The organism is Rhizobium sp. 2YAF20 (assembly GCF_052114685.1).
Lineage (GTDB): Bacteria > Pseudomonadota > Alphaproteobacteria > Rhizobiales > Rhizobiaceae > Rhizobium.
The window spans coordinates 142769-160959 of sequence record NZ_JBFRFF010000008.1; the positions used below are offsets into that span (position 1 = coordinate 142769).

The 18191-nt window shown below is 59.1% G+C and carries 18 protein-coding genes; 10 read left to right on the plus strand and 8 right to left on the minus strand.

What is annotated here, in order from left to right; translation table 11 throughout:
* Nucleotides 1–12: 12 nt before the first annotated feature.
* The 8 genes from AB4Z52_RS13415 to AB4Z52_RS13450 all read right to left on the minus strand — a co-directional run bounded on the left by AB4Z52_RS13415 (nt 13) and on the right by AB4Z52_RS13450 (nt 7082).
* Nucleotides 13–897, minus strand: coding sequence for a carbohydrate ABC transporter permease (locus AB4Z52_RS13415; protein ID WP_442218412.1), 885 nt, complete (start codon nt 895–897; stop codon nt 13–15).
* A gap of 14 nt (nt 898–911) precedes the next feature.
* Nucleotides 912–2072 carry a Gfo/Idh/MocA family protein gene (locus AB4Z52_RS13420; protein ID WP_442218413.1) on the minus strand — a complete coding sequence of 387 codons (1161 nt, stop codon included), beginning with the start codon at nt 2070–2072 and terminating at the stop codon, nt 912–914.
* A 190-nt stretch (nt 2073–2262) separates the two neighbouring features.
* A complete protein-coding gene (locus AB4Z52_RS13425; RefSeq protein ID WP_442218414.1) occupies nt 2263–2595 on the minus strand; it encodes a cytochrome C oxidase subunit IV family protein in 333 nt (110 codons plus the stop codon).
* A 10-nt stretch (nt 2596–2605) separates the two neighbouring features.
* Complete coding sequence (locus AB4Z52_RS13430; RefSeq protein WP_442218415.1) at nt 2606–3328, minus strand: heme-copper oxidase subunit III family protein; 723 nt, start codon at nt 3326–3328, stop codon at nt 2606–2608.
* Between the two features lie 12 nt (nt 3329–3340).
* Nucleotides 3341–4045 (minus strand): cytochrome c oxidase subunit 3, encoded by a 705-nt coding sequence (locus AB4Z52_RS13435; protein WP_442218416.1) that lies wholly within the window; start codon nt 4043–4045, stop codon nt 3341–3343.
* Entirely contained in the window at nt 4042–5820 is a 1779-nt protein-coding gene (locus tag AB4Z52_RS13440; protein WP_442218417.1) for a cbb3-type cytochrome c oxidase subunit I, read from the minus strand. Before AB4Z52_RS13440 ends, AB4Z52_RS13435 begins: the two co-directional genes overlap by 4 nt.
* Before the next feature lie 39 nt (nt 5821–5859).
* The gene (locus tag AB4Z52_RS13445; RefSeq protein ID WP_442218418.1) at nt 5860–6675 is read right to left on the minus strand and encodes a cytochrome c oxidase subunit II; all 816 of its coding nucleotides are present in this window, start codon (nt 6673–6675) and stop codon (nt 5860–5862) included.
* Nucleotides 6676–6695: 20 nt separating this feature from the next.
* On the minus strand, nt 6696–7082 hold the full coding sequence (locus AB4Z52_RS13450) for a c-type cytochrome (protein WP_442218419.1): 387 nt from the start codon (nt 7080–7082) through the stop codon (nt 6696–6698).
* A gap of 549 nt (nt 7083–7631) precedes the next feature.
* On the opposite strand from AB4Z52_RS13450, the gene AB4Z52_RS13455 reads away from it, so the two are divergent.
* From AB4Z52_RS13455 to AB4Z52_RS13500, 10 genes are all read left to right on the plus strand, one after another.
* Nucleotides 7632–8201 (plus strand): DJ-1/PfpI family protein, encoded by a 570-nt coding sequence (locus tag AB4Z52_RS13455; RefSeq protein WP_442218420.1) that lies wholly within the window; start codon nt 7632–7634, stop codon nt 8199–8201.
* A 48-nt stretch (nt 8202–8249) separates the two neighbouring features.
* The gene (locus tag AB4Z52_RS13460) at nt 8250–8600 is read left to right on the plus strand and encodes a ribbon-helix-helix domain-containing protein (RefSeq protein ID WP_442218421.1); all 351 of its coding nucleotides are present in this window, start codon (nt 8250–8252) and stop codon (nt 8598–8600) included.
* A 173-nt stretch (nt 8601–8773) separates the two neighbouring features.
* The gene (locus AB4Z52_RS13465) at nt 8774–9787 is read left to right on the plus strand and encodes a sugar ABC transporter substrate-binding protein (protein ID WP_442218448.1); all 1014 of its coding nucleotides are present in this window, start codon (nt 8774–8776) and stop codon (nt 9785–9787) included.
* Nucleotides 9788–9855: 68 nt separating this feature from the next.
* On the plus strand, nt 9856–11400 hold the full coding sequence (locus AB4Z52_RS13470) for a sugar ABC transporter ATP-binding protein (protein ID WP_442218422.1): 1545 nt from the start codon (nt 9856–9858) through the stop codon (nt 11398–11400).
* Complete coding sequence (locus tag AB4Z52_RS13475) at nt 11390–12412, plus strand: ABC transporter permease (RefSeq protein WP_442218423.1); 1023 nt, start codon at nt 11390–11392, stop codon at nt 12410–12412. The genes AB4Z52_RS13470 and AB4Z52_RS13475 overlap by 11 nt, the downstream gene beginning before the upstream one ends.
* 3 nt (nt 12413–12415) lie before the next feature.
* Complete coding sequence (locus AB4Z52_RS13480; RefSeq protein ID WP_442218424.1) at nt 12416–13411, plus strand: ABC transporter permease; 996 nt, start codon at nt 12416–12418, stop codon at nt 13409–13411.
* A gap of 279 nt (nt 13412–13690) precedes the next feature.
* Nucleotides 13691–14422 carry a response regulator gene (locus AB4Z52_RS13485; RefSeq protein WP_442218425.1) on the plus strand — a complete coding sequence of 244 codons (732 nt, stop codon included), beginning with the start codon at nt 13691–13693 and terminating at the stop codon, nt 14420–14422.
* Nucleotides 14419–15681 carry an ATP-binding protein gene (locus tag AB4Z52_RS13490; RefSeq protein ID WP_442218426.1) on the plus strand — a complete coding sequence of 421 codons (1263 nt, stop codon included), beginning with the start codon at nt 14419–14421 and terminating at the stop codon, nt 15679–15681. The genes AB4Z52_RS13485 and AB4Z52_RS13490 overlap by 4 nt, the downstream gene beginning before the upstream one ends.
* Before the next feature lie 337 nt (nt 15682–16018).
* Nucleotides 16019–16999 carry a bifunctional helix-turn-helix transcriptional regulator/GNAT family N-acetyltransferase gene (locus tag AB4Z52_RS13495; protein ID WP_442218427.1) on the plus strand — a complete coding sequence of 327 codons (981 nt, stop codon included), beginning with the start codon at nt 16019–16021 and terminating at the stop codon, nt 16997–16999.
* A 335-nt stretch (nt 17000–17334) separates the two neighbouring features.
* Complete coding sequence (locus AB4Z52_RS13500; protein WP_442218428.1) at nt 17335–18126, plus strand: EF-hand domain-containing protein; 792 nt, start codon at nt 17335–17337, stop codon at nt 18124–18126.
* Nucleotides 18127–18191: the final 65 nt, after the last annotated feature.

Here is an 18191-nt window from a genome sequence, read left to right on the forward strand (position 1 = left end):
GACGCTGCCCCCTTACTTGCTGTCGGCGGCGGTGAGCCGGTTGATGACGCGGAAATAGAAGAAGCAGAAAATGCCAAGGCAGATGGCCACCAGAACGGCGCGCGCAGACCCTTCGCCATACTTGTAGGAGCCGATTGCGGTCCTGTAGGTATCGATGATCATCGTTGTGGTTTCGCCGCTGGGGCCGCCATGGGTCAAAATCCAGATGATGTCGAAGGAGTTGAATGTCGAGATCAGCGAGATCATCGACATGGTCAGGATAGCCGGCACCATCAGCGGCAGGGTGATGCGACGAAAACGATAGAAGCGGCTCGCACCATCCACCCAGGCTGCCTCGTAGAGGTCCTTGGAAATCGACTGGATCGCAGCGAGGAAATAGAATGTCACCATCGGCGTGCCGATCCAGACGTCCGTCATGATCGTCGCCCAGAATGCGGTGCTGCCATAGGCGAGAAAGGCGACGGGACCGTCAACAAGCCCGAAGCGCTGCAGCAGACCGGAGATCATCCCAAACTGGCCGTTATACATCCAGCCCCACATGAAAATACCGATGGCCATCGGCACGATCCACGGCATCAGCGTCAGGACGCGAAAGATCGTCCGGCCGGGCAAGGCGACGCTCAAGAGAAGCGCACCGCAGGTGCCGATGATCATCTTGAACAGCACAGAAAAGAACGTCCACACGAAGGTGCGAACGATGATCGTGCTGAAGCCGGCGTGGAAGATCTTGACGTAGTTGTCCCAGCCGACCCAGTTGACCGTCTTCTTAAGCGCCGCGTCGGTGAAGGACAGGTTGATCGTCGCCACCAACGGCCAGGCGACGATTGCCAGAACATAAAGCAATGCGGGAAGAAGCAGGAGCCAGGCGAATAAGACGTTACTGCGTTGACTGTTCATCCTTCCCGCACTCCTCAAGCCGCACGGGCATGGAGCGCTTCGTCGAAGCTATCCCACACCGGCCGGAGATCAACGATGGTTCGCTTCGAGCGTGCTTCGTCCATGGCAAGGGCGAGGATGCCGGCTTCGAGAGCATTGAGGGTCGAGACAGGAAGATGCTGGCCGGTTCGCACATGGGCCATAAGGTCGGCGGCCATCTGCTCGTCAGCGCCGTAATGCTGGGAAAGTTCGGTGCGCGTGGCGTATTTCTTCTCGACGACCTTCGCGCCAGTCAGAACCTCGTGAACATCGAGATAGCCGCGAATGAAGTCGCCCTCGGCCATGCCGCGCGAGCCCATGATCGCAAAGCGGCGAAACTGGTCGGGAACATTGAGGTTGGTATGGAAATTCATGCCGACACCGTTGGCATATTCGACGATCGCTACCTGGTAGTCGATGATGTCGCCATCGCTGTCGAACACCTTGTCGGAGCCCTTCCAGCCGGACGGCTTGCTATAGAACATGGTCATGTCGTTGATCCCATCGTTGCGAGGATCGTTGGCCGGAATGAAGCTCCGCCGTCCGCCAAAGCTTGCCACCCGCTCCGGCCGAACGCCGACAATGCCGTTATAAAGATCGAGGTCGTGGCAGCACTTTTCCAGCATGAAGCTGCCGGAATACTTCTCGTATCGACGCCAGTCGCGCATGAAAAACGCGCCGTGGTAAGGATAGATATGCTCCGAGGCTTCGATGGAGACGACGTTGCCAAGCACGCCGGTTGCCTGCGCGGCAAGCAGGTCGCGGTACATCGGCGAATACCGCAATACGAGGCCGACCATCAGCCGCTCGTGGCCGAACTTTGCCATCAAGCGGGCAAGCGCGATGCTGTCTTCGATTGTTGTGACAACCGGCTTTTCACAAAAGACCTTCAGACCGGCCTGAAGACCAATCCGGATGTGATCGAGGTGCATGTGGTTCGGCGAACCGATCATCAGCAGATCGAATTTTTCCCCCGCTATCAGCTCCTGCGGCGATGCATAGGATTTGCCGACGGAAATCTTCTTTTCGACAAGCTCGGGGAGCCCTGCGGGCTCCGGATCGACGTAACCGACGATCTCGAAATTTTCATCAATGGCGTTGAAGACATAGGCAAGGTAGGCCAGCCGGAATCCAAGCCCGATAATTCCCACTTTCATGCTATCGTGTTCCCACTCACGTAATTTATTTTCGTCAAGTTGAGACAAAAATTCGAAGGCGTCAACTTGAATGTGTGAAATCTTGATTTTATGAAATTAATTTTCATAAAGAGGCGTGCGACCGGCTCAGGGATGCAGCTCTGGGTAAAGCGACACGGGAATACCCACTCGTTTCCGGCGGTACTTTGCCTCACTGCCCCGTACTGAAAAAGGCAAGTCGGGTAAGGGCTGTGTAGTCGGACTCCGAGACCATCATCGCCACGAAAACGAGCACGAGAACCGGAGGCACAATGATCGCATAGACCAGAGCCAGCCGCTCCCACGCCATGTGCATGAAAATAGCGACGATCAAACCCGCCTTCAGCATCATGAACAGCAGGATCAAAAACCACCTGAGATAACTCTGGAAGCCGAGGTAATCCACCAGATATGAGAATGTGCTGAGGACAAAGAGCAGGCCCCAGACCACGAGATAGAGCTTGATCGGATGTTGCTGCCCGGAATGTGCCTGCGATTGGCTCATGATGCGCTCCTCACCATAGATAGAAAAATGCGAAGATGAATACCCATACCAGATCGACGAAGTGCCAGTAGAGCCCCATGATCTCGACAATCTCGTAGTTGCCCTTCCTGCTGGTGAAAAAGCCCCGCCTTTCGTTATCGAAATCCCCCCGCAACACCTTGCGGGCGGTGATCAACAGGAACAGAACACCGATGGTGACGTGGGTGCCGTGAAAGCCGGTGATCATGAAGAACGACGAGCCGAATTGCGCAGCGCCCCATGGGTTCCCCCAGGGTCGCACCCCTTCCCCGATCAACTTCGTCCACTCGAAAGCCTGCATCCCGACGAAAGTGGCGCCGAGCGCTGCGGTTGCCAGCATCAGTGCGGCAGACTTGCGTCGATCACGGCCGTAGCCGAAGTTGACCGCCATCGCCATCGTACCGCTGCTGCTGATAAGGACGAAGGTCATGAAGGCGATCAGGATCAGCGGGATTTCCTTGCCGCCGATCGTCAGGGCAAAGACCTCGCTGGGATTGGGCCAGGGGACGGTCGTCGACATGCGGGCGGTCATATAGGCAAGGAGAAAGCAGCCGAAGATGAATGTGTCGCTCAACAGGAAGATCCACATCATGGCCTTGCCCCAGGAGACGTTCTTGAACGCCCTCTGGTCAGACGAAAGATCTGCCGCGACGCCGCGCAGCCCGGCGGGCCGCGGCAGCGTTTGGCTGGTCTCAGTTTGCACGGTTTCATTCATCGTCCAAACTCCTCAAGTGACCAATTGCCGGCAAAGATCGGCGAAACTGTTGCCCCAGCCTGCAAAGAGCGCAAAGAGCACCAGCCAGACCAACAGCATGAAGTGGCAATAGGTCGCGCATAGATCGACGCTCAGCGGGAGCTTCTCCGGCCAAATACCGCTCCACGCGCGCCTCGTCGTCCGGCCGAGCACGAACAGCCCGCCGAGAATGTGCAGCCCATGCATTCCGGTGATCATATAGAAGAAGCTGTTTGCCGGATTGTCGGCAAGCACATAGCCCGCCCCCATGAGCTGCCGCCACGCCACCACCTGGCCGACAAGGAAAAGGACGGCCGTGACCAACGCCACCAAAAGAGCGGTCGTCACGGTCTCGCTTCGCCCGCGATGAGCTTCTGCTTTCGCCCATTCGAGCGCCACGCTGCTGGCGACAAGGATTGCCGTATTGACCCAGAGCAGCCGCGGGATCGGTATGCTCCACCAGTCGGCCTCCGCGCTGCGGGTCAGATAGGCGCTGATAAACAGCGTGAACAAGGCGCCGACGACGGCCAGAAAAATGCCAAGACCGATCTTTGCAGTTGGCAATGGTGAGCCCTGGGTGGTTTGTATCTCTCCAGCTCGTCCTGTTTCGAGCCAAGGCTTTGCCGTCAGCCGCTGTCGTGTCATCCACCAGCCGATGATGCAGGCAAGGACCGCCAGAAAGATAAGGATAGCGCTCATGTCGGCGCACCTCTTGACAGAACCGCGCTATCCGGCTGGTTCTGCGGAATGAAGTCCTCGGCCGCCCCGGGAACGCTGTAGTCATAGGGCCAGCGATAGACCACCGGCAATTCCTTGCCCCAATTGCCGTGCACGGGTGGCGTCTGCGGCGTCTGCCATTCGAGCGTCGTAGCGCGCCAGGGGTTGCCACCGGACGGTTTGCCCCTGAACAGGCTCCAGCCGAGATTGAACAGGAACAGCACCTGCGCGGCACCAACGATCAGCGCGGCGATGGTAATGAACTCGTTCAGCGTGTGCGCGGATGGCGGAATGAAGGCTGTCTCCCCCAGCTCGTAATAGCGGCGCGGCACGCCGATCAGGCCGAGATAGTGCATGGGGAAGAAGATCGCGTAGGCTCCGAGGAAGGTTATCCAGTAGTGGATATGGCCCATCACCTCGTTCAGCATGCGCCCGGTCACTTTTGGATACCAATGATGGATCGCCCCGAAAACCACCATGATCGGCGCCACACCCATCACCATGTGGAAGTGCGCGACGACGAACATCGTGTCGGAGAGCGGCACGTCGACGACGACATTGCCGAGAAACAGTCCAGTCAGCCCGCCGTTCAAAAAGGTAACGATGAAGGCGAGAGCAAACAGCATCGGCAGGGTGAGATGTATGTTGCCGCGCCAGAGGGTCAGCACCCAGTTATAAACCTTGATCGCCGTCGGGATGGCAATAATCAGCGTTGTCGTGGCGAAAAAGAATCCAAAATTTGGGTTCATGCCACTCACATACATATGATGCGCCCAGACAACGAAGCTCAGCGCCGCGATGATGAGGATCGCCCAGACCATCATTCGGTAGCCGAAGATATTCTTGCGAGCATGCGTGCTGATGAGGTCCGAGACGATGCCGAAGGCGGGCAGCGCCACGATGTAGACCTCCGGGTGGCCGAAGAACCAGAACAGGTGCTGGAAAAGGATAGGGCTACCGCCGCCCTGCTTCAGCTGCTCGCCCATCTCAACGATGGAAGGCATGAAAAAGCTGGTGCCGAGCAGCCGGTCGAACAGCATCATCACGCAGGCGACGAACAAGGCGGGAAAGGCAAGCAGTGCCATGACCGTCGCGGTGAAGATCCCCCAGACGGTCAGGGGCATCCGCATCAGCGTCATTCCGCGGGCACGTCCCTGCAACACGGTCACAACATAGTTGAGCCCACCCATTGTGAACCCGATGATGAACAGGATCAGCGACGACAGCATCAGGATGATGCCCCAGTCGCGCCCGCCCGGTGTGCCGGAAAGCAGCACCTGCGGCGGGTATAGCGTCCAGCCGGCCCCGGTCGGGCCGCCCGGCGCGAAGAAGCCGGCAACGAGCAGCAGCACAGCAAGCAGATAGAGCCAGTAGCTCAGCATGTTCGCATAGGGAAAGACCATATCGCGGGCGCCGAGCATCAATGGAATGAGATAGTTGCCGAAACCGCCGAGGAAGAGCGCCGTCAGCAGATAGATCACCATGATCATGCCGTGCATGGTGATGAACTGATAATAATGTTCGGCATCGATGAAGGAGAAATAGCCTGGAAATCCGAGCTGCAGGCGCATCAGCCAGGACAGCACCAGCGCCACCATGCCGATCGAGATGGCGGTGAGGGCGTACTGGATGGCGATCACCTTGGCATCCTGGCTGAAGACGTATCTCGTCCACCAGCTTCTCGGATGGTAGAGCTCCACGTCCGCGACTTCCGCGGGACGGATGATGTCTTCGGCGCCAGATGGAATGTCGACCATGCTACGTCCTCCGTGTTCCTCCCGGTGCGGCTTGCGGGTTCACTTTGCCGCCTGCTTTTGTACCAATGCCAGTGACTGCGAGAAGGTAGGCTGCTGCTGGAGCCAGGTCCGATAGGCCGTCTCGTCATCGACCACCACCGTTCCGCGCATCTGAGGGTGGCCGACGCCGCACAATTCAGCGCACAGGACCTCGAATGTTCCCGTCCGTGTCGGCGTGAACCAGTAATAGGTGACGGTGCCGGGGATCATGTCCATCTTGGCCCGGAATTCGGGAACATAGAAATCATGGATGACGTCGATCGAACGCAAGAGGACCTCGACGGGCTTGCCGACGGGCACATGCAGTTCGCCTCCCTGGATGACCACGTCGTCGAGACTGGCGGGGTCGTTCCTGTTCACCCCAAGCGGATTATCCGCAGTGACAGCGCGCGTATCCGACCGGCCAAGCCGGCCATCGGGGCCCGGCAACCGAAAGCTCCATTGCCATTGCTGCCCGACCACTTCGACTATGCTGGCATCGGCAGGCACGGTAACGAACTGTTTCCACACGAACAGGCCTGGCGCCAGCATCGCCGCCACGCCGAACGCGGTTCCTCCCGCAAGCCACCATTCCAGCCGCTTGTTCTCGGGCTGGTAGGCAGCCTGGTTTCCCGGCCGGTATCTGAAGCGAAAGACGCAATAGGCCATGAACAAGACGACGACGGCAAACACGAAGCCGGTAATCCAGAACGTGATGACGATCGTGTTGTCTATATAACTCCAGTTTGACGCGATCGGCGTCCACCACCACGGGCTGACGAGATGGAACCCAATGGATCCCACCACCACCAGAACGAGAACCAGCACGATAGCCATTTCCTGCCCCCGTTCGTGGCCTATTTTGAATATTGCTTCAGATAGGCGATCAGGTTGGTGATCTCGGTGTCATCCTTCAGCCCAACGAAGGTCATCTTCGTGCCCTTCACCTTGGCCTGCGGAGCGTGAAGATAGTCGCGAAGCACCGTCTCGTTCCAAACGAGACCGCCTTTGCCTGCCTCCTGCATGGCCGGCGAATAGCTGAAATTGGGATGCGTCCCGGCCGTCCTGCCGAACACGCCATTTAGCGAAGGGCCAACCTTGTTCGTGTCCGTCTCGGCGACATGACAAATGGCGCATTTCTTGAACACGACGGCTCCTGCTGCAACATCCCCATCCTCGGAATGCGCGTCGAGCGGCAAAAGAAAGGCGAAGCAAAGACAGATCGGAAGAGCACGGTACCACATCGCAATCCTTATCCTCCTCAAGGGTGCACCATCAGCCCCGGAGCTCGCATGGCGAGAACTCCGAAGACGATCCCGAAATAGGCGTCGCTCGCGAAATCAGAGCATGCGATTTTTGGACCTCAGGCGCGCATGTTCGCCGCAAATATAAGCCGTAACGCCAAAAGCCGCCACAGCCCTCCTCCTCAGCCGCGACCCGGCTTGCGATCCAAGAGTACCGACAAATCTCGCCGAAACGTTGAACTGCAACCGGCAATCACGACTTTATCAGAGTTTGCTCACATTGTCGCATGTCCTTGTTTGGTACGCACCGCTTTCAAGTGAGCCGCCATCATTGGTAAGAAGATACGGCCGATGGCAGTGGCAGCTGCCTCAAATGCCGGGAAATGAGCCCGCCCACTCGTTGGAACCAAAGCCGATCGGGCCTGACAGTCAAAGATGGCGAGAACGACCCGGCTCACCTTGTAGAAATTTGATCGTAGTATCCCCTTAGTACCCGCATGTGCTCGCGGTTCGGTATGTTTCATCCGTCGTTTCAGGGAGGAAACAGAAATGCCAAGTGCCAAGATTCTCATGATCACCGGTGATTATACCGAGGACTACGAAACCATGGTGCCGTTCCAGACCTTGCTGGCCTGCGGGCATGTCGTTGATGCCGTTTGTCCAGGGAAAAGAGCGGGCGAAACGGTCGCAACCGCGATCCACGATTTCGAGGGGGACCAGACCTATTCGGAGAAACGCGGCCACAATTTCGCGCTCAACGCCACGTTCGAGAGCATCCGCGTCGCCGACTACGACGCCCTCGTCATTCCCGGCGGACGGGCACCGGAATATCTGCGGCTCGACCCGAATGTCCTTAAGGCTGTCAGGCATTTTTTCGATGCTGACAAACCAGTGGCGTCGATATGCCATGGTGCGCAGTTGCTCGCCGCGGCAGGTGTCCTCAAGGGGCGCATATGCTCGGCCTACCCAGCCTGCCGACCAGAAGTCGAGCTCGCAGGCGCCACCTATGCGGAGATAGCCATCAGCGACGCAGTAACCGACGGCAAGCTTGTCACCGCGCCGGCCTGGCCCGCGCATCCTGCCTGGCTCAAGCAGTTTATGGCTGTGCTGGCAGCTTGAGGGCTGGTAAACTGTGCCGCTCGCAAAGAGCGGCACTGGGAGGATGTCATGTGTGAACTGTTTATCAAAGCCGATACACGGCTTTGGGAGAGCACCACGCGGTCGCTTCGTATCGACGGCATGGTGACAAGCGTGCGGCTGGAGAACTTCTTCTGGTCCAAGCTTGAAGAGATCGCAAAGCGGGACGGAATGAATGTCGTTCAGCTCATCACCCGCCTGCATCATGAATCGATCGACGCCGGTCACGACCTCGGCAATTTCACCTCGTTTCTCAGGGTATGCTGCGCTCGCTATCTCGATCTTCAGCTCTCCGGAAACATTCCTGCCGATCTTTCGCAGCCAATCGCCGGATTGGACGCCCGGGCGATCCTCGGCCGCGAACGACAGAAATACCACTGAGCTTTTCCCGCCGCCGCCACGCCAGATCACTCACCCAGCCGACCAAGGAGTGACCGAGGGTGGCGGGCCGGGCCATCCGACTTTTCCCAAGTGAAGAGCTTTTTTAGAAATCCGTTCCTCGGCACAATCAAAAATATACATATTCTATAGACATTATTTATGGAGAGCGGGACATTGACTACGAACATTCGAAAAGCGGTATCGGCCGACGCGACCTGTTGAAGCTGTCGGCGGCGGCCGGCATCGCGGTTGCCGGCGCAACTCTGGTTGCCCGCAGCCCGGCCGCAGCAGCCGACGCAGAGCTGTCGCTCAAGGGCAAGCGTATCGCAATTAGCGCGACCGGCACTGATCATTTCTTCGACCTGCAGGCTTACAATGCCCAGATCGCCGAAGTGAAACGCCTCGGCGGAGAACCGATCGCCGTCGATGCTGGTCGCAATGACGGCAAGCTCGTCTCGCAGTTGCAGACGCTCATTGCCCAGAAGCCTGATGCGATTGTCCAGATCCTCGGTACGCTCAGCGTCATCGATCCCTGGCTCAAGAAGGCGCGCGACGCAGGCATTCCGGTCCTGACCGTCGACGTCGGCTCGACGAATTCACTCAACAACACGACCTCCGACAACTGGGGCATCGGCAAGGACCTGGCCTTGCAGCTGGTCTCCGATATTGGTGGCGAGGGCAATATCGTCGCGTTCAACGGCTTCTACGGCGTTACCCCCTGCGCGATCCGCTATGACCAGTTGGTCAATGTCGTCAAATACTTCCCCAAGGTGAAAATCCTGCAGCCGGAGCTGCGCGATGTCATTCCGAACACCGTGCAGGATGCCTTCACCCAGATCACTGCGCTGTTGAACAAATACCCCGACAAGGGTTCGATCAAGGCGATCTGGTCGGCCTGGGATATCCCGCAGCTCGGGGCCACGCAGGCGCTTGCCGCCGCCGGCCGCACCGAGATCAGGACCTACGGCGTCGACGGCAGTCCTGAAGTGCTTCAACTCGTCGCCGATCCGAACTCGCCTGCCGGCGCCGATGTGGCGCAACAGCCAGCAGAAATCGGCAGAACGGCCATTCGCAACGTCGCCAAGCTCTTGGCGGGCCAGACATTGCCGCGCGAAACCTATGTGCCGGCCTTGATCGCCAACAAAACGAATGTCGCTGAGGTCACCAAGAAGCTCGGCATCGGTTGAAATCCTCCCTGTAAGCGGTTCGGGCCTCATCGCCCGAACCGCTTTTGATTTCCCAAAGGAAGCCTCAAATGGCGACGACGTCCAGCGCTGCGGAAAGCGGCGGCGATATCATTCGACTGGAGGGCATCTCCAAGCATTTTGGCGGCGCCCAGGCTTTGGCTGATGCATCGCTGTTTGTGCGGCGTGGATCCGTGCATGGCCTCGTCGGCCAGAACGGCGCCGGCAAATCGACACTGATCAAGCTTCTTGCCGGCCTGCATCACCCTGATGGCGGCCGCATCGAGATCAATGGGCGCTCCTTTGAAAGGCTGACGCCGCATCTTAGCGAAGAACTCGGCATCCATTTCATTCACCAGGACCGGTTGCTGGTGCCGACGTTCACGGTTGGTGAGGCGCTCTTCCTGGGTCGCGAAATTCGCATTGCCGGAACACCGTTTCTCAACCGGCGCGCCATGCAGCGGCGTGCAGCGGAAATCCTCGACGATTATTTCGGAATAAGGTTGCCGAACAGCGCCCTCATCAGCGAGTTGTCCACTGCCGAAAAGCAGATCGTGCAGATCACGCGTGCGCTTCTCAACCAGCCGAAAGTGCTCGTATTCGACGAGCCGACCGCGGCATTGGTTCGCCGGGAGGCCGATATTCTCTTTCGCCTGATCCGCCGCCTGCGCGACGAGGGCATCACGATCATCTACATCTCACACTATCTGAACGAGATCGAGGCGCTTTGCGACCACGTTACAGTCTTGCGCAACGGCCAGAGTGTCGCATCGCTGCCGATTGCCGAGACCACGGCGACGGCCATCGCCAAGCTGATGATCGAGCGGGATATCGAGGACATGTTCCCGAAGCGAAATGTCGCTCTGGCAGACGACATCCTCACCGTGAACGGCCTGACGTCGGCCGGGAAATACAGCGATATTTCACTGACCCTGCGACGAGGCGAAGTTCTCGGCATTACCGGCCTGCTTGGCTCGGGGGCAAAGGAACTGATCCGCACGCTGTTTGGGCTGGAAACCTCGACCTCCGGCCGCATTGACGTTGCTGGTGGCACCGTGCGCTCCGTCAGTCCCTTAAAGGCGGCTGGTCGAGGCATTGCACTAGTTCCCGAGGACAGGCGTCGGCACGGGGTTGCGCTCGATCTGAGCGTTGGCGAGAATATCACCTTGTCGGCGCTCTCCAGCTTCACGCGCTTCGGGTTTCTAAACCGCGGGCGTGAACACGCGGAGGCGGATGCGCTCATACGCCGGCTGGAAGTGAAAACCGAAGGGCGGGATGCCCTTGTTCGCACCCTTTCCGGCGGCAACCAGCAAAAGGTGGCGATCGCCAAATGGCTGAGCCGCCAATGCGAAATCTACCTCCTCGACGAACCGACAGTCGGGGTCGACATCGGCTCGAAGGTCGAAATCTACAATCTCATCGGCGACCTTGCCGCGCGTGGAGCGGGCGTGATCGTCTTGTCGTCGGACCTGCCGGAGCTGGTCGGGATCACCGACCGCATCCTCGTGTTCTTCCGCGGCCGCATCGTTCGCGAATTCCTATCCTCCGAGACGACGCCGGACGAAGTGCTGGCGCAATCGACCGGATCGGCGGAGGTGCTGCGCCATGTCGGCTGAAGTCCATTTTCCCGAGGCCGGCTTCGAGGCCTCTGAGCCCGCGCCGCGCCAGTTCGGCCAGAATTTTGCGGCCGCAGCGCTCAGAGGCGGATCGGTCATCGCCTTCGCGGCGATCCTGCTGACCTTCGCGCTGACCGCTCCCTATTTCCTCAGCATCGGCAATATTGGCAATGTGCTCGGCCAATCGGCGATATCGGGTGTGCTGGCGATTGGTCTTACCATCGTGCTGATCGCCGGCGGCTCGAACGTCGTTACCGGCGGCATCGATTTGTCACTCGCCGCAAACATGGGCCTCAGCGCCGCCGTCTACGCGACCCTCATTCAACTCGGCCACGGCGATGTCGTTGCGGTGGCGGCTGCGGTGGCAACAGGCGCGCTGATCGGCATCGTCAATGCCGTGGCCGTCGTGTTGGCAGGCATCGTGCCCTTGCTCGCAACACTTGCCGTCATGAACGTCATTTCCGGCCTGGAACTGGTGCTGACACAAAACACGGTACTGCCCGCGTCGACGCCGTTTCTATCCCTACTGTCCTCCGCCGATCGCTTTGGCATCCCGGTTCTTGCCTACGTCCTCATCGGCTTTACTGCACTCGTTGCGGCGATCGTCCAATACACGCCCCTCGGCCTCAGGCTCTATGCGGTCGGTGAATTTCCAGAAGCAGCCCATGCTGTCGGCCTTCCTGTCAACCGGCTTGTCGCCGGCGCGTTCATTGCCGCCGGCGTTTGCGGCGGAATTGCCGGCGTACTTTCGGTTTCCTACCTCAGCGGCAGCACGACGGGGTCAGGCGAGATGCTGCTGCCGGTCGTGGTGACGGCCCTGCTCGGCTCAGTATTTTCGCGTCGACTGGTGCCCACGATCCCCGGCACATTGCTGTCGGTGCTGCTGGTGGGTTTCCTGGTCAATGGCTTCCAGCTTCTCAACATCTCCAGCACGCTGGTAAGCGGCATCCAGGGTGCCCTCATCCTCATCGTCGTTTCCGCAACCACGCTCCTTCGCCGGCAGGAGGGCTGAGCCATGCCATCAACGACCTCGACACCCGCGACCGGCCACCTTCCGTCCCGCCTCCTTACCAGCCTCGGGCGCTACGGGCTGTTGCTAGCGCTTGTTGCCGTCTTCGCCATCTTTTCCGCTGCTGCCCCAACGTTCCTCAGCGTCGCCAACTTGCAGAGCATCCTAGTCAACAATTTCACGCTGCTGGCAATCGTCGCAGTCGCCATGACGTTTGCGGTTTCCTCGGGAGGCATCGACCTGTCGGTCGGGACTTCGGTGGATTTTGCAAGCTTCGCCTTCGTTTCGCTCGTGCTTGCGGGTCAGCCGGTGGCAATTGCCGCGCTTTCAGGACTTGCCGCCGGCGGCCTTGTCGGCGCGTTCAATGCGCTGCTGATCTCCGGGATAGGCATATCGCCGTTTCTGGCCACCCTCGGCACGCTTTTCATTGGCCGGAGCATACAGCAGATGCTGACCGACGGCGGAAATCCGGTCTATCTGCCGCCAAACGGCGTACCCCAGGCGTTCCGCTTTCTCGGTCACGGCACGATCGGCGGAATTCCGGTGCCGCTTGCGATCGCCGTTGCCATCATCGCGGCGGCAGCAATCGTGTTGGCTCGCAGCCGCTTCGGGCGCGTCGTGTTGGCGGTGGGGATACAGCCGGGCGTCGTGCGATATTCGGGCATAGCGATCCGCAGCCACGTCGCCATCACTTTCACGATAGCCGGCATCATCGCCGCTGCAGCCGGTCTCATCCTGACGGCGACCGTTACTGTCTATATTCCCTCCTCCGGCAACGCCTTTCTGCTCAACGCCATCGGCGCCACCTTCATCGGCACGACGCTTAGTCCGCTTGGACGTCCGAACGTGTTGGGGACCGTCCTCGGCGTCCTTCTTCTCAGCATCGTTGCAAATGGGCTGCTCCTCACCGGCTTGAACTTCTACTGGCAGCAGGTCGGCACGGGGGCTTTGATCTTTGCAGTGTTGAGCCTCAGCTTTGTGAACAAGAAATCTCGAAGCTGAGAGCGGAGCGAGCCAGACCGCATTCACTGAGCGCCGTTGCGGCGTTTAAGACATTGCCTCCCAGTGGCAAACAGCGCCGCCTTGCCTGCCTCAACGCGCGGCAAGGCGGCAGGCGGGTACCAGCCAGATCACCGCCCCGCCTTTGTTGCTCAACATTTCCGTAGAGCAGAATTTTGTAAACCAACGTTTCGCGCTGGAATTCTCCGGCCGATGGATGGTCCGAAGTCCTTCTCATGTCTTCGCGTTTGTATAAGACTGTTCTGAAATGGACCCATACCCATGTCACTGAACGCAGTCCCTGCCATATTAATCGTCGACGACGACCATGAAATTCGCACGCTTCTGAGCCGGTATCTGGATGAACAGGGCTTCCGGGTTTCGACCGCCGGCGATCTGCGTAGCTGCCATGACATGCTGAACCGGCGCCCGCCAGATCTGCTTGTATTGGACGTGATGCTGCCGGACGGATCGGGCCTCGATCTCTGTCGAGACCTGCGAAGCATCCGGCCACGCGTGCCTGTCATTCTCCTTACCGCGCTGAAAGAGGACATTGATCGGATCCTCGGGCTGGAGATCGGCGCCGACGACTATCTTGGCAAGCCGTTCAATCCGCGGGAGCTGGCAGCACGGATAAGGGCAGTCCTGCGCCGGGTCAATGACGACCGAACTCCCGAGCCAGAACAGCGGAGCTACTCCTTTGCAGGCAAGATTCTTGATCCCCAGCTTCGGCGGCTCATGGGGGAGGATGGCAAAGCAATTTTGCTGACGGGAGCCGAGTTCGACCTGCTTAGGGCTTTCCTCGAACGGTCTGGGCGACTGCTTTCCCGCGACCACCTGCTCGACCTGACCCAAGGGCGTGACCGCGATCCGGCGGATCGTTCGATCGACGTCCTGATGAGCCGGCTGCGGCGAAAGCTCGGTGAAACCGCCGAAGCGCCGATTTTCCGGACGATCCGAAATGGCGGATACCAGCTGGTCGTGCCTGTCGCGATCGTCACGAGCGATCCATGAGGTCGCTTGGCACCAGGCTGGCGCTTCTGTTGGCCGCCGCGATCATCCTCGTGGTGATCACCTCGTCCTTTGCGGCGAGCCTGGTTATGCGCGGGCCGCACCCGAACAAGATGATGGAACCGTTTGCGCGCCAGCTGCACATTCTGGCGAAGCTTGCGGAAGAAGACAGGGCTGCCGCCCTGTCGGCGGGTGTGGTGGTGTCCCCCGTACCGGCCGCCGGCGCCCGGGATGAAAAACTGTCCGAGTTCTTGACAGAGGCGCTGCATCGAACCGGAGAGGCCCGCGAGGCAATCGTAAACCGCGGCTTGATGCCCCCCCCCAATCCGACCGCATCTCTAAGGCTTTCCGACGGCGCCTGGATAGTGGTGCCGATGTCCGAGTTCGGTCCACCGCCCGACGGTTGGAAGATCCTGGCCGGCTGGCTCACCCTTATCGTCATTGGTAGCACGATCGTTTCTGTATTTGCCGCCTCGAAGATCACCAAGCCGCTTCGCCTGCTTGAACGGGCACTGGCAGATATAGAGCCCGATGGAACCATTCCCCATGTGCCTGAGACAGGACCGGGCGAAATTCGCGTCACCGCCCAGGCTCTGAACAGGCTGTCGGCAAGGGTAAAGGCGGCAACCGAAAGCCGAATGCGTCTGGTCGCGGCTGCCGGCCACGATCTGCGCACGCCGATGACGCGGATGCGCCTGCGTGCCGAGTTCATCGCCGATGACGAGGACCGGCGCAAGTGGCTTTCAGACCTTGAAGAACTCGACCAGATTGCCGATAGCGCCATTGGCCTTGTCCGGGAAGAAGTCAGTCGCGACAGCCTGCAGGAGATCAGGCTCGATTTGATTGTTGCGCGCATCGTGGCCGAACTTATTGCAATTGGCATGAATGTCAGGAGCGGCGAGTTGCAGGCTGCAACCATCTGTGCCGGCCCCCTTGCCATCACGCGAGCGTTGCGCAATCTCCTGATCAATGCCGCGACCCACGGTGAAACAGCCGTCGTTGCTGTCAGTTGCCTTGACGACATGATCGTCATCAAGATCGACGACACCGGTCCCGGCATTCCGCAAGAGCGGCTTGGCCAGGTTTTCGAACCGTTCTTTCGCATCGACATCGCGAGACAGAAGTCCTTTCCGGGTGCCGGCCTCGGCATGGCCATTGCCAAGGAAATCGTTTCCCGGTTTGATGGAGAGATCAAAGTGAGGAACCGGCAGCCCAAGGGGCTGGAGCAGGTCGTGGTCTTCAGAAACCCAGCCACACGATGACGGTCTGAAACGTCGTTTTGCGCTCAAGGACCGCTCCTGGAAATGTCAGGATAATAAATTCCTTTCTAATACCTTGTTTGAGCAATGTTCAGACATGTCCGACATGGCCTCTGATGTAGATTTGCCCTCGGCCGAATGCTGTTTTTGAACCGCTGCCAGCCGCTCCAAGTGCCGGCTTCGCCAAAAATGCCCCACATGAATGGCGAAGCCGGATTGCTGCCCCCGCGCTCGACCCTCGCAGTCGCCGAACTCCGGTCAGAGGGGCGAGTTTGCTATTTTCAAATTGTCGATGCAGGCCTATTATAGTTGTATGATGCAACTATAATAGGCCTGCCAAATGACCATCACCGCGCCCGAAACGATCATCCAGCCTGTTCGCGACGCTTCGCGCCGGCTTGTACGTGAACTCGGCTTTATGAGCTCGACCCTCGCCGGCACCAATCTGCCGCCCTCGGCGGTCCATGCCCTGATCGAGATCGGCAGGCACGGCATGCTGACAGCCGCCGACCTGAGCGACATCCTCAACCTCGAGAAATCAAGCATCAGCCGAATGACCCGCAAGCTCATCGCTTCCGGTGATCTTTCAGAAGGTGCGAGCGATCGGGATGGCCGGGCAAAGCTTCTGTCATTGACGCAGAAGGGTTGGAGCACGCTCGCAGCGATAGACATCTTTGCGAGGGACAAGGTCGCGGCCGCGTTAAGATACCTCGCACCGCAGGCACAGGCAAAGGTGGTCGAGGGGCTTGAAGCCTATGCACGGGCACTCGAAGCATGCCGTGCCGCAGCGCCACCTAAACTACGTCCGGAAATTTCGATAGAAGCCGGCTATCGCCCCGGCGTCATTGGACGCTCAGTCGAAATGCACGCCCACTACTACTCCCGCACGACGGGGTTCGGGTATTTCTTCGAAAGCAAGGTCGCCTCGGGCCTTGCCGAGTTCGTCGGGCGGCTGGATCGACCAGCGAACGGGCTTTGGGTTGCGTTGGAGGCCGGGAAGATCATTGGCACGGTGGCAATCGATGGAGAAGATCTTGGCGCCGGCATCGCCCATCTGCGCTGGTTCATCGTGGAAGACGGGTGGCGCGGCAGCGGAACCGGCAGGCGCTTGCTGGAGGAAGCCGTCGCATTTTGCGACCGGAATGAATTTTCGGAAATCCAGCTCTGGACCTTGAAGGGGCTGGACGCAGCACGACGGCTCTATGAGGCTTTCGGCTTTGAGCTTGCAGAGGAATATTCCGGCGACCAATGGGGCAAGGACGTGCCCGAGCAGCGCTTTATCCGCGGGCCCGGAAAGCACAAAAGCCCCACGCAAGTTTAAACATCGAATTTAAGCATGTTCAGGAACAAGCTGCGAATTCGTTTCGCTTGCCCTGATCCTGGTCATGACGGCCGTTCGCTCTTAATCGCTATTGTCCACTCCCACTCGCCAGATATCGGCAAATGACTGGTACATCAGGTCTTTGCCAACGTGAATGCGGCCGCCCCTGCAATGCGGACGGCGGCGTCGGTCGGGTGATCAAGGTGATCAGCAGCGGGTAGCGGGAACTGTCGGTGGCCAAGACCGCGGCATCAAAGTTGCTCACGCGCAGCGAATGTCCTTGCGTAAAATGTAAGCACCCGAGTCCTCTTCCTCGCTTGTATCAGGAGGCCCCCTTGACAAGCATCTCTTCAGTTCTTTCGAGCAGTCAATACAAATACAAATCGACAGCCAGCATCGCCTCGATGGGCGATTCCGATCTCCTGTCGTCTTCGGGAACGTCGACGACGACGAGTTCTAGCTCAAGCTCGACTTCATCGGACACATCCGCTTCCGACGAGCAGACCATCGTCGCGGCGGCAGAGAAACTTCTGTCGCAGATGATGGCAATGATGCTGAACAGCCAGCCCGGCAACAGCGATAGCAGCAATAGCGACCAGCAACAGTCATCCTCGGATCAGCAGACATCCCAGACCGACATGATCAGTGCGATGGACACCAACGGCGACGGCAATATCAGCAAGCAGGAGTTTGTTGCAGCCCGCCCGTCCGACGTCAGCGAAGATCAGGCTTCGACGCTGTTTGCAAGCTTCGATACGGGCAACACCGGCTCGTTGACCGAGGCGCAACTTTCAGAGGCAATGCAGTCGCAGGGCGTGCCGCCGACGGGAACGCCGCCGAGCGACAGCACCCTGTCGAGCATGCTCTCCTCGATGGATACGGACGGCAACGGCAGCGTCAGCGAAGCGCAATTCCTCGCAGCACGCCCCTCGAACGTCAGCCAAGACCAGGCGACAGCATTGTTCAAGAGCCTGGATACAGCCGGAACCGGGTCGTTGACAAAGGATCAGTTGGCGGCAATGAAAACGCAGACACCGCCGCCACCTCCGATGCAGTTCCAGGATTTTGCAAGCCTTTATTCGTCCAATTACGACGACAGCATGTCTGAAACCGTTGCCAACCTGTAATTAGAATGTGGACCGGGCAGCCGCCCGGTTTACGAAGTGGCATAAGCCTGGAGATCTGGACGAAA

Coding starts and splice junctions, on each gene's coding strand:
- AB4Z52_RS13495 (WP_442218427.1), top strand. CDS start 16,019: ATGACCATCACCGCGCCCGAAACGATCATCCAGCCTGTTCGCGACGCT.
- AB4Z52_RS13435 (WP_442218416.1), bottom strand. CDS start 4,045: ATGAGCGCTATCCTTATCTTTCTGGCGGTCCTTGCCTGCATCATCGGC.
- AB4Z52_RS13480 (WP_442218424.1), top strand. CDS start 12,416: ATGCCATCAACGACCTCGACACCCGCGACCGGCCACCTTCCGTCCCGC.
- AB4Z52_RS13445 (WP_442218418.1), bottom strand. CDS start 6,675: ATGGCTATCGTGCTGGTTCTCGTTCTGGTGGTGGTGGGATCCATTGGG.
- AB4Z52_RS13425 (WP_442218414.1), bottom strand. CDS start 2,595: ATGAGCCAATCGCAGGCACATTCCGGGCAGCAACATCCGATCAAGCTC.
- AB4Z52_RS13470 (WP_442218422.1), top strand. CDS start 9,856: ATGGCGACGACGTCCAGCGCTGCGGAAAGCGGCGGCGATATCATTCGA.
- AB4Z52_RS13490 (WP_442218426.1), top strand. CDS start 14,419: ATGAGGTCGCTTGGCACCAGGCTGGCGCTTCTGTTGGCCGCCGCGATC.
- AB4Z52_RS13430 (WP_442218415.1), bottom strand. CDS start 3,328: ATGAATGAAACCGTGCAAACTGAGACCAGCCAAACGCTGCCGCGGCCC.
- AB4Z52_RS13455 (WP_442218420.1), top strand. CDS start 7,632: ATGCCAAGTGCCAAGATTCTCATGATCACCGGTGATTATACCGAGGAC.
- AB4Z52_RS13415 (WP_442218412.1), bottom strand. CDS start 897: ATGAACAGTCAACGCAGTAACGTCTTATTCGCCTGGCTCCTGCTTCTT.
- AB4Z52_RS13485 (WP_442218425.1), top strand. CDS start 13,691: ATGTCACTGAACGCAGTCCCTGCCATATTAATCGTCGACGACGACCAT.
- AB4Z52_RS13475 (WP_442218423.1), top strand. CDS start 11,390: ATGTCGGCTGAAGTCCATTTTCCCGAGGCCGGCTTCGAGGCCTCTGAG.
- AB4Z52_RS13460 (WP_442218421.1), top strand. CDS start 8,250: ATGTGTGAACTGTTTATCAAAGCCGATACACGGCTTTGGGAGAGCACC.
- AB4Z52_RS13420 (WP_442218413.1), bottom strand. CDS start 2,072: ATGAAAGTGGGAATTATCGGGCTTGGATTCCGGCTGGCCTACCTTGCC.
- AB4Z52_RS13440 (WP_442218417.1), bottom strand. CDS start 5,820: ATGGTCGACATTCCATCTGGCGCCGAAGACATCATCCGTCCCGCGGAA.
- AB4Z52_RS13450 (WP_442218419.1), bottom strand. CDS start 7,082: ATGTGGTACCGTGCTCTTCCGATCTGTCTTTGCTTCGCCTTTCTTTTG.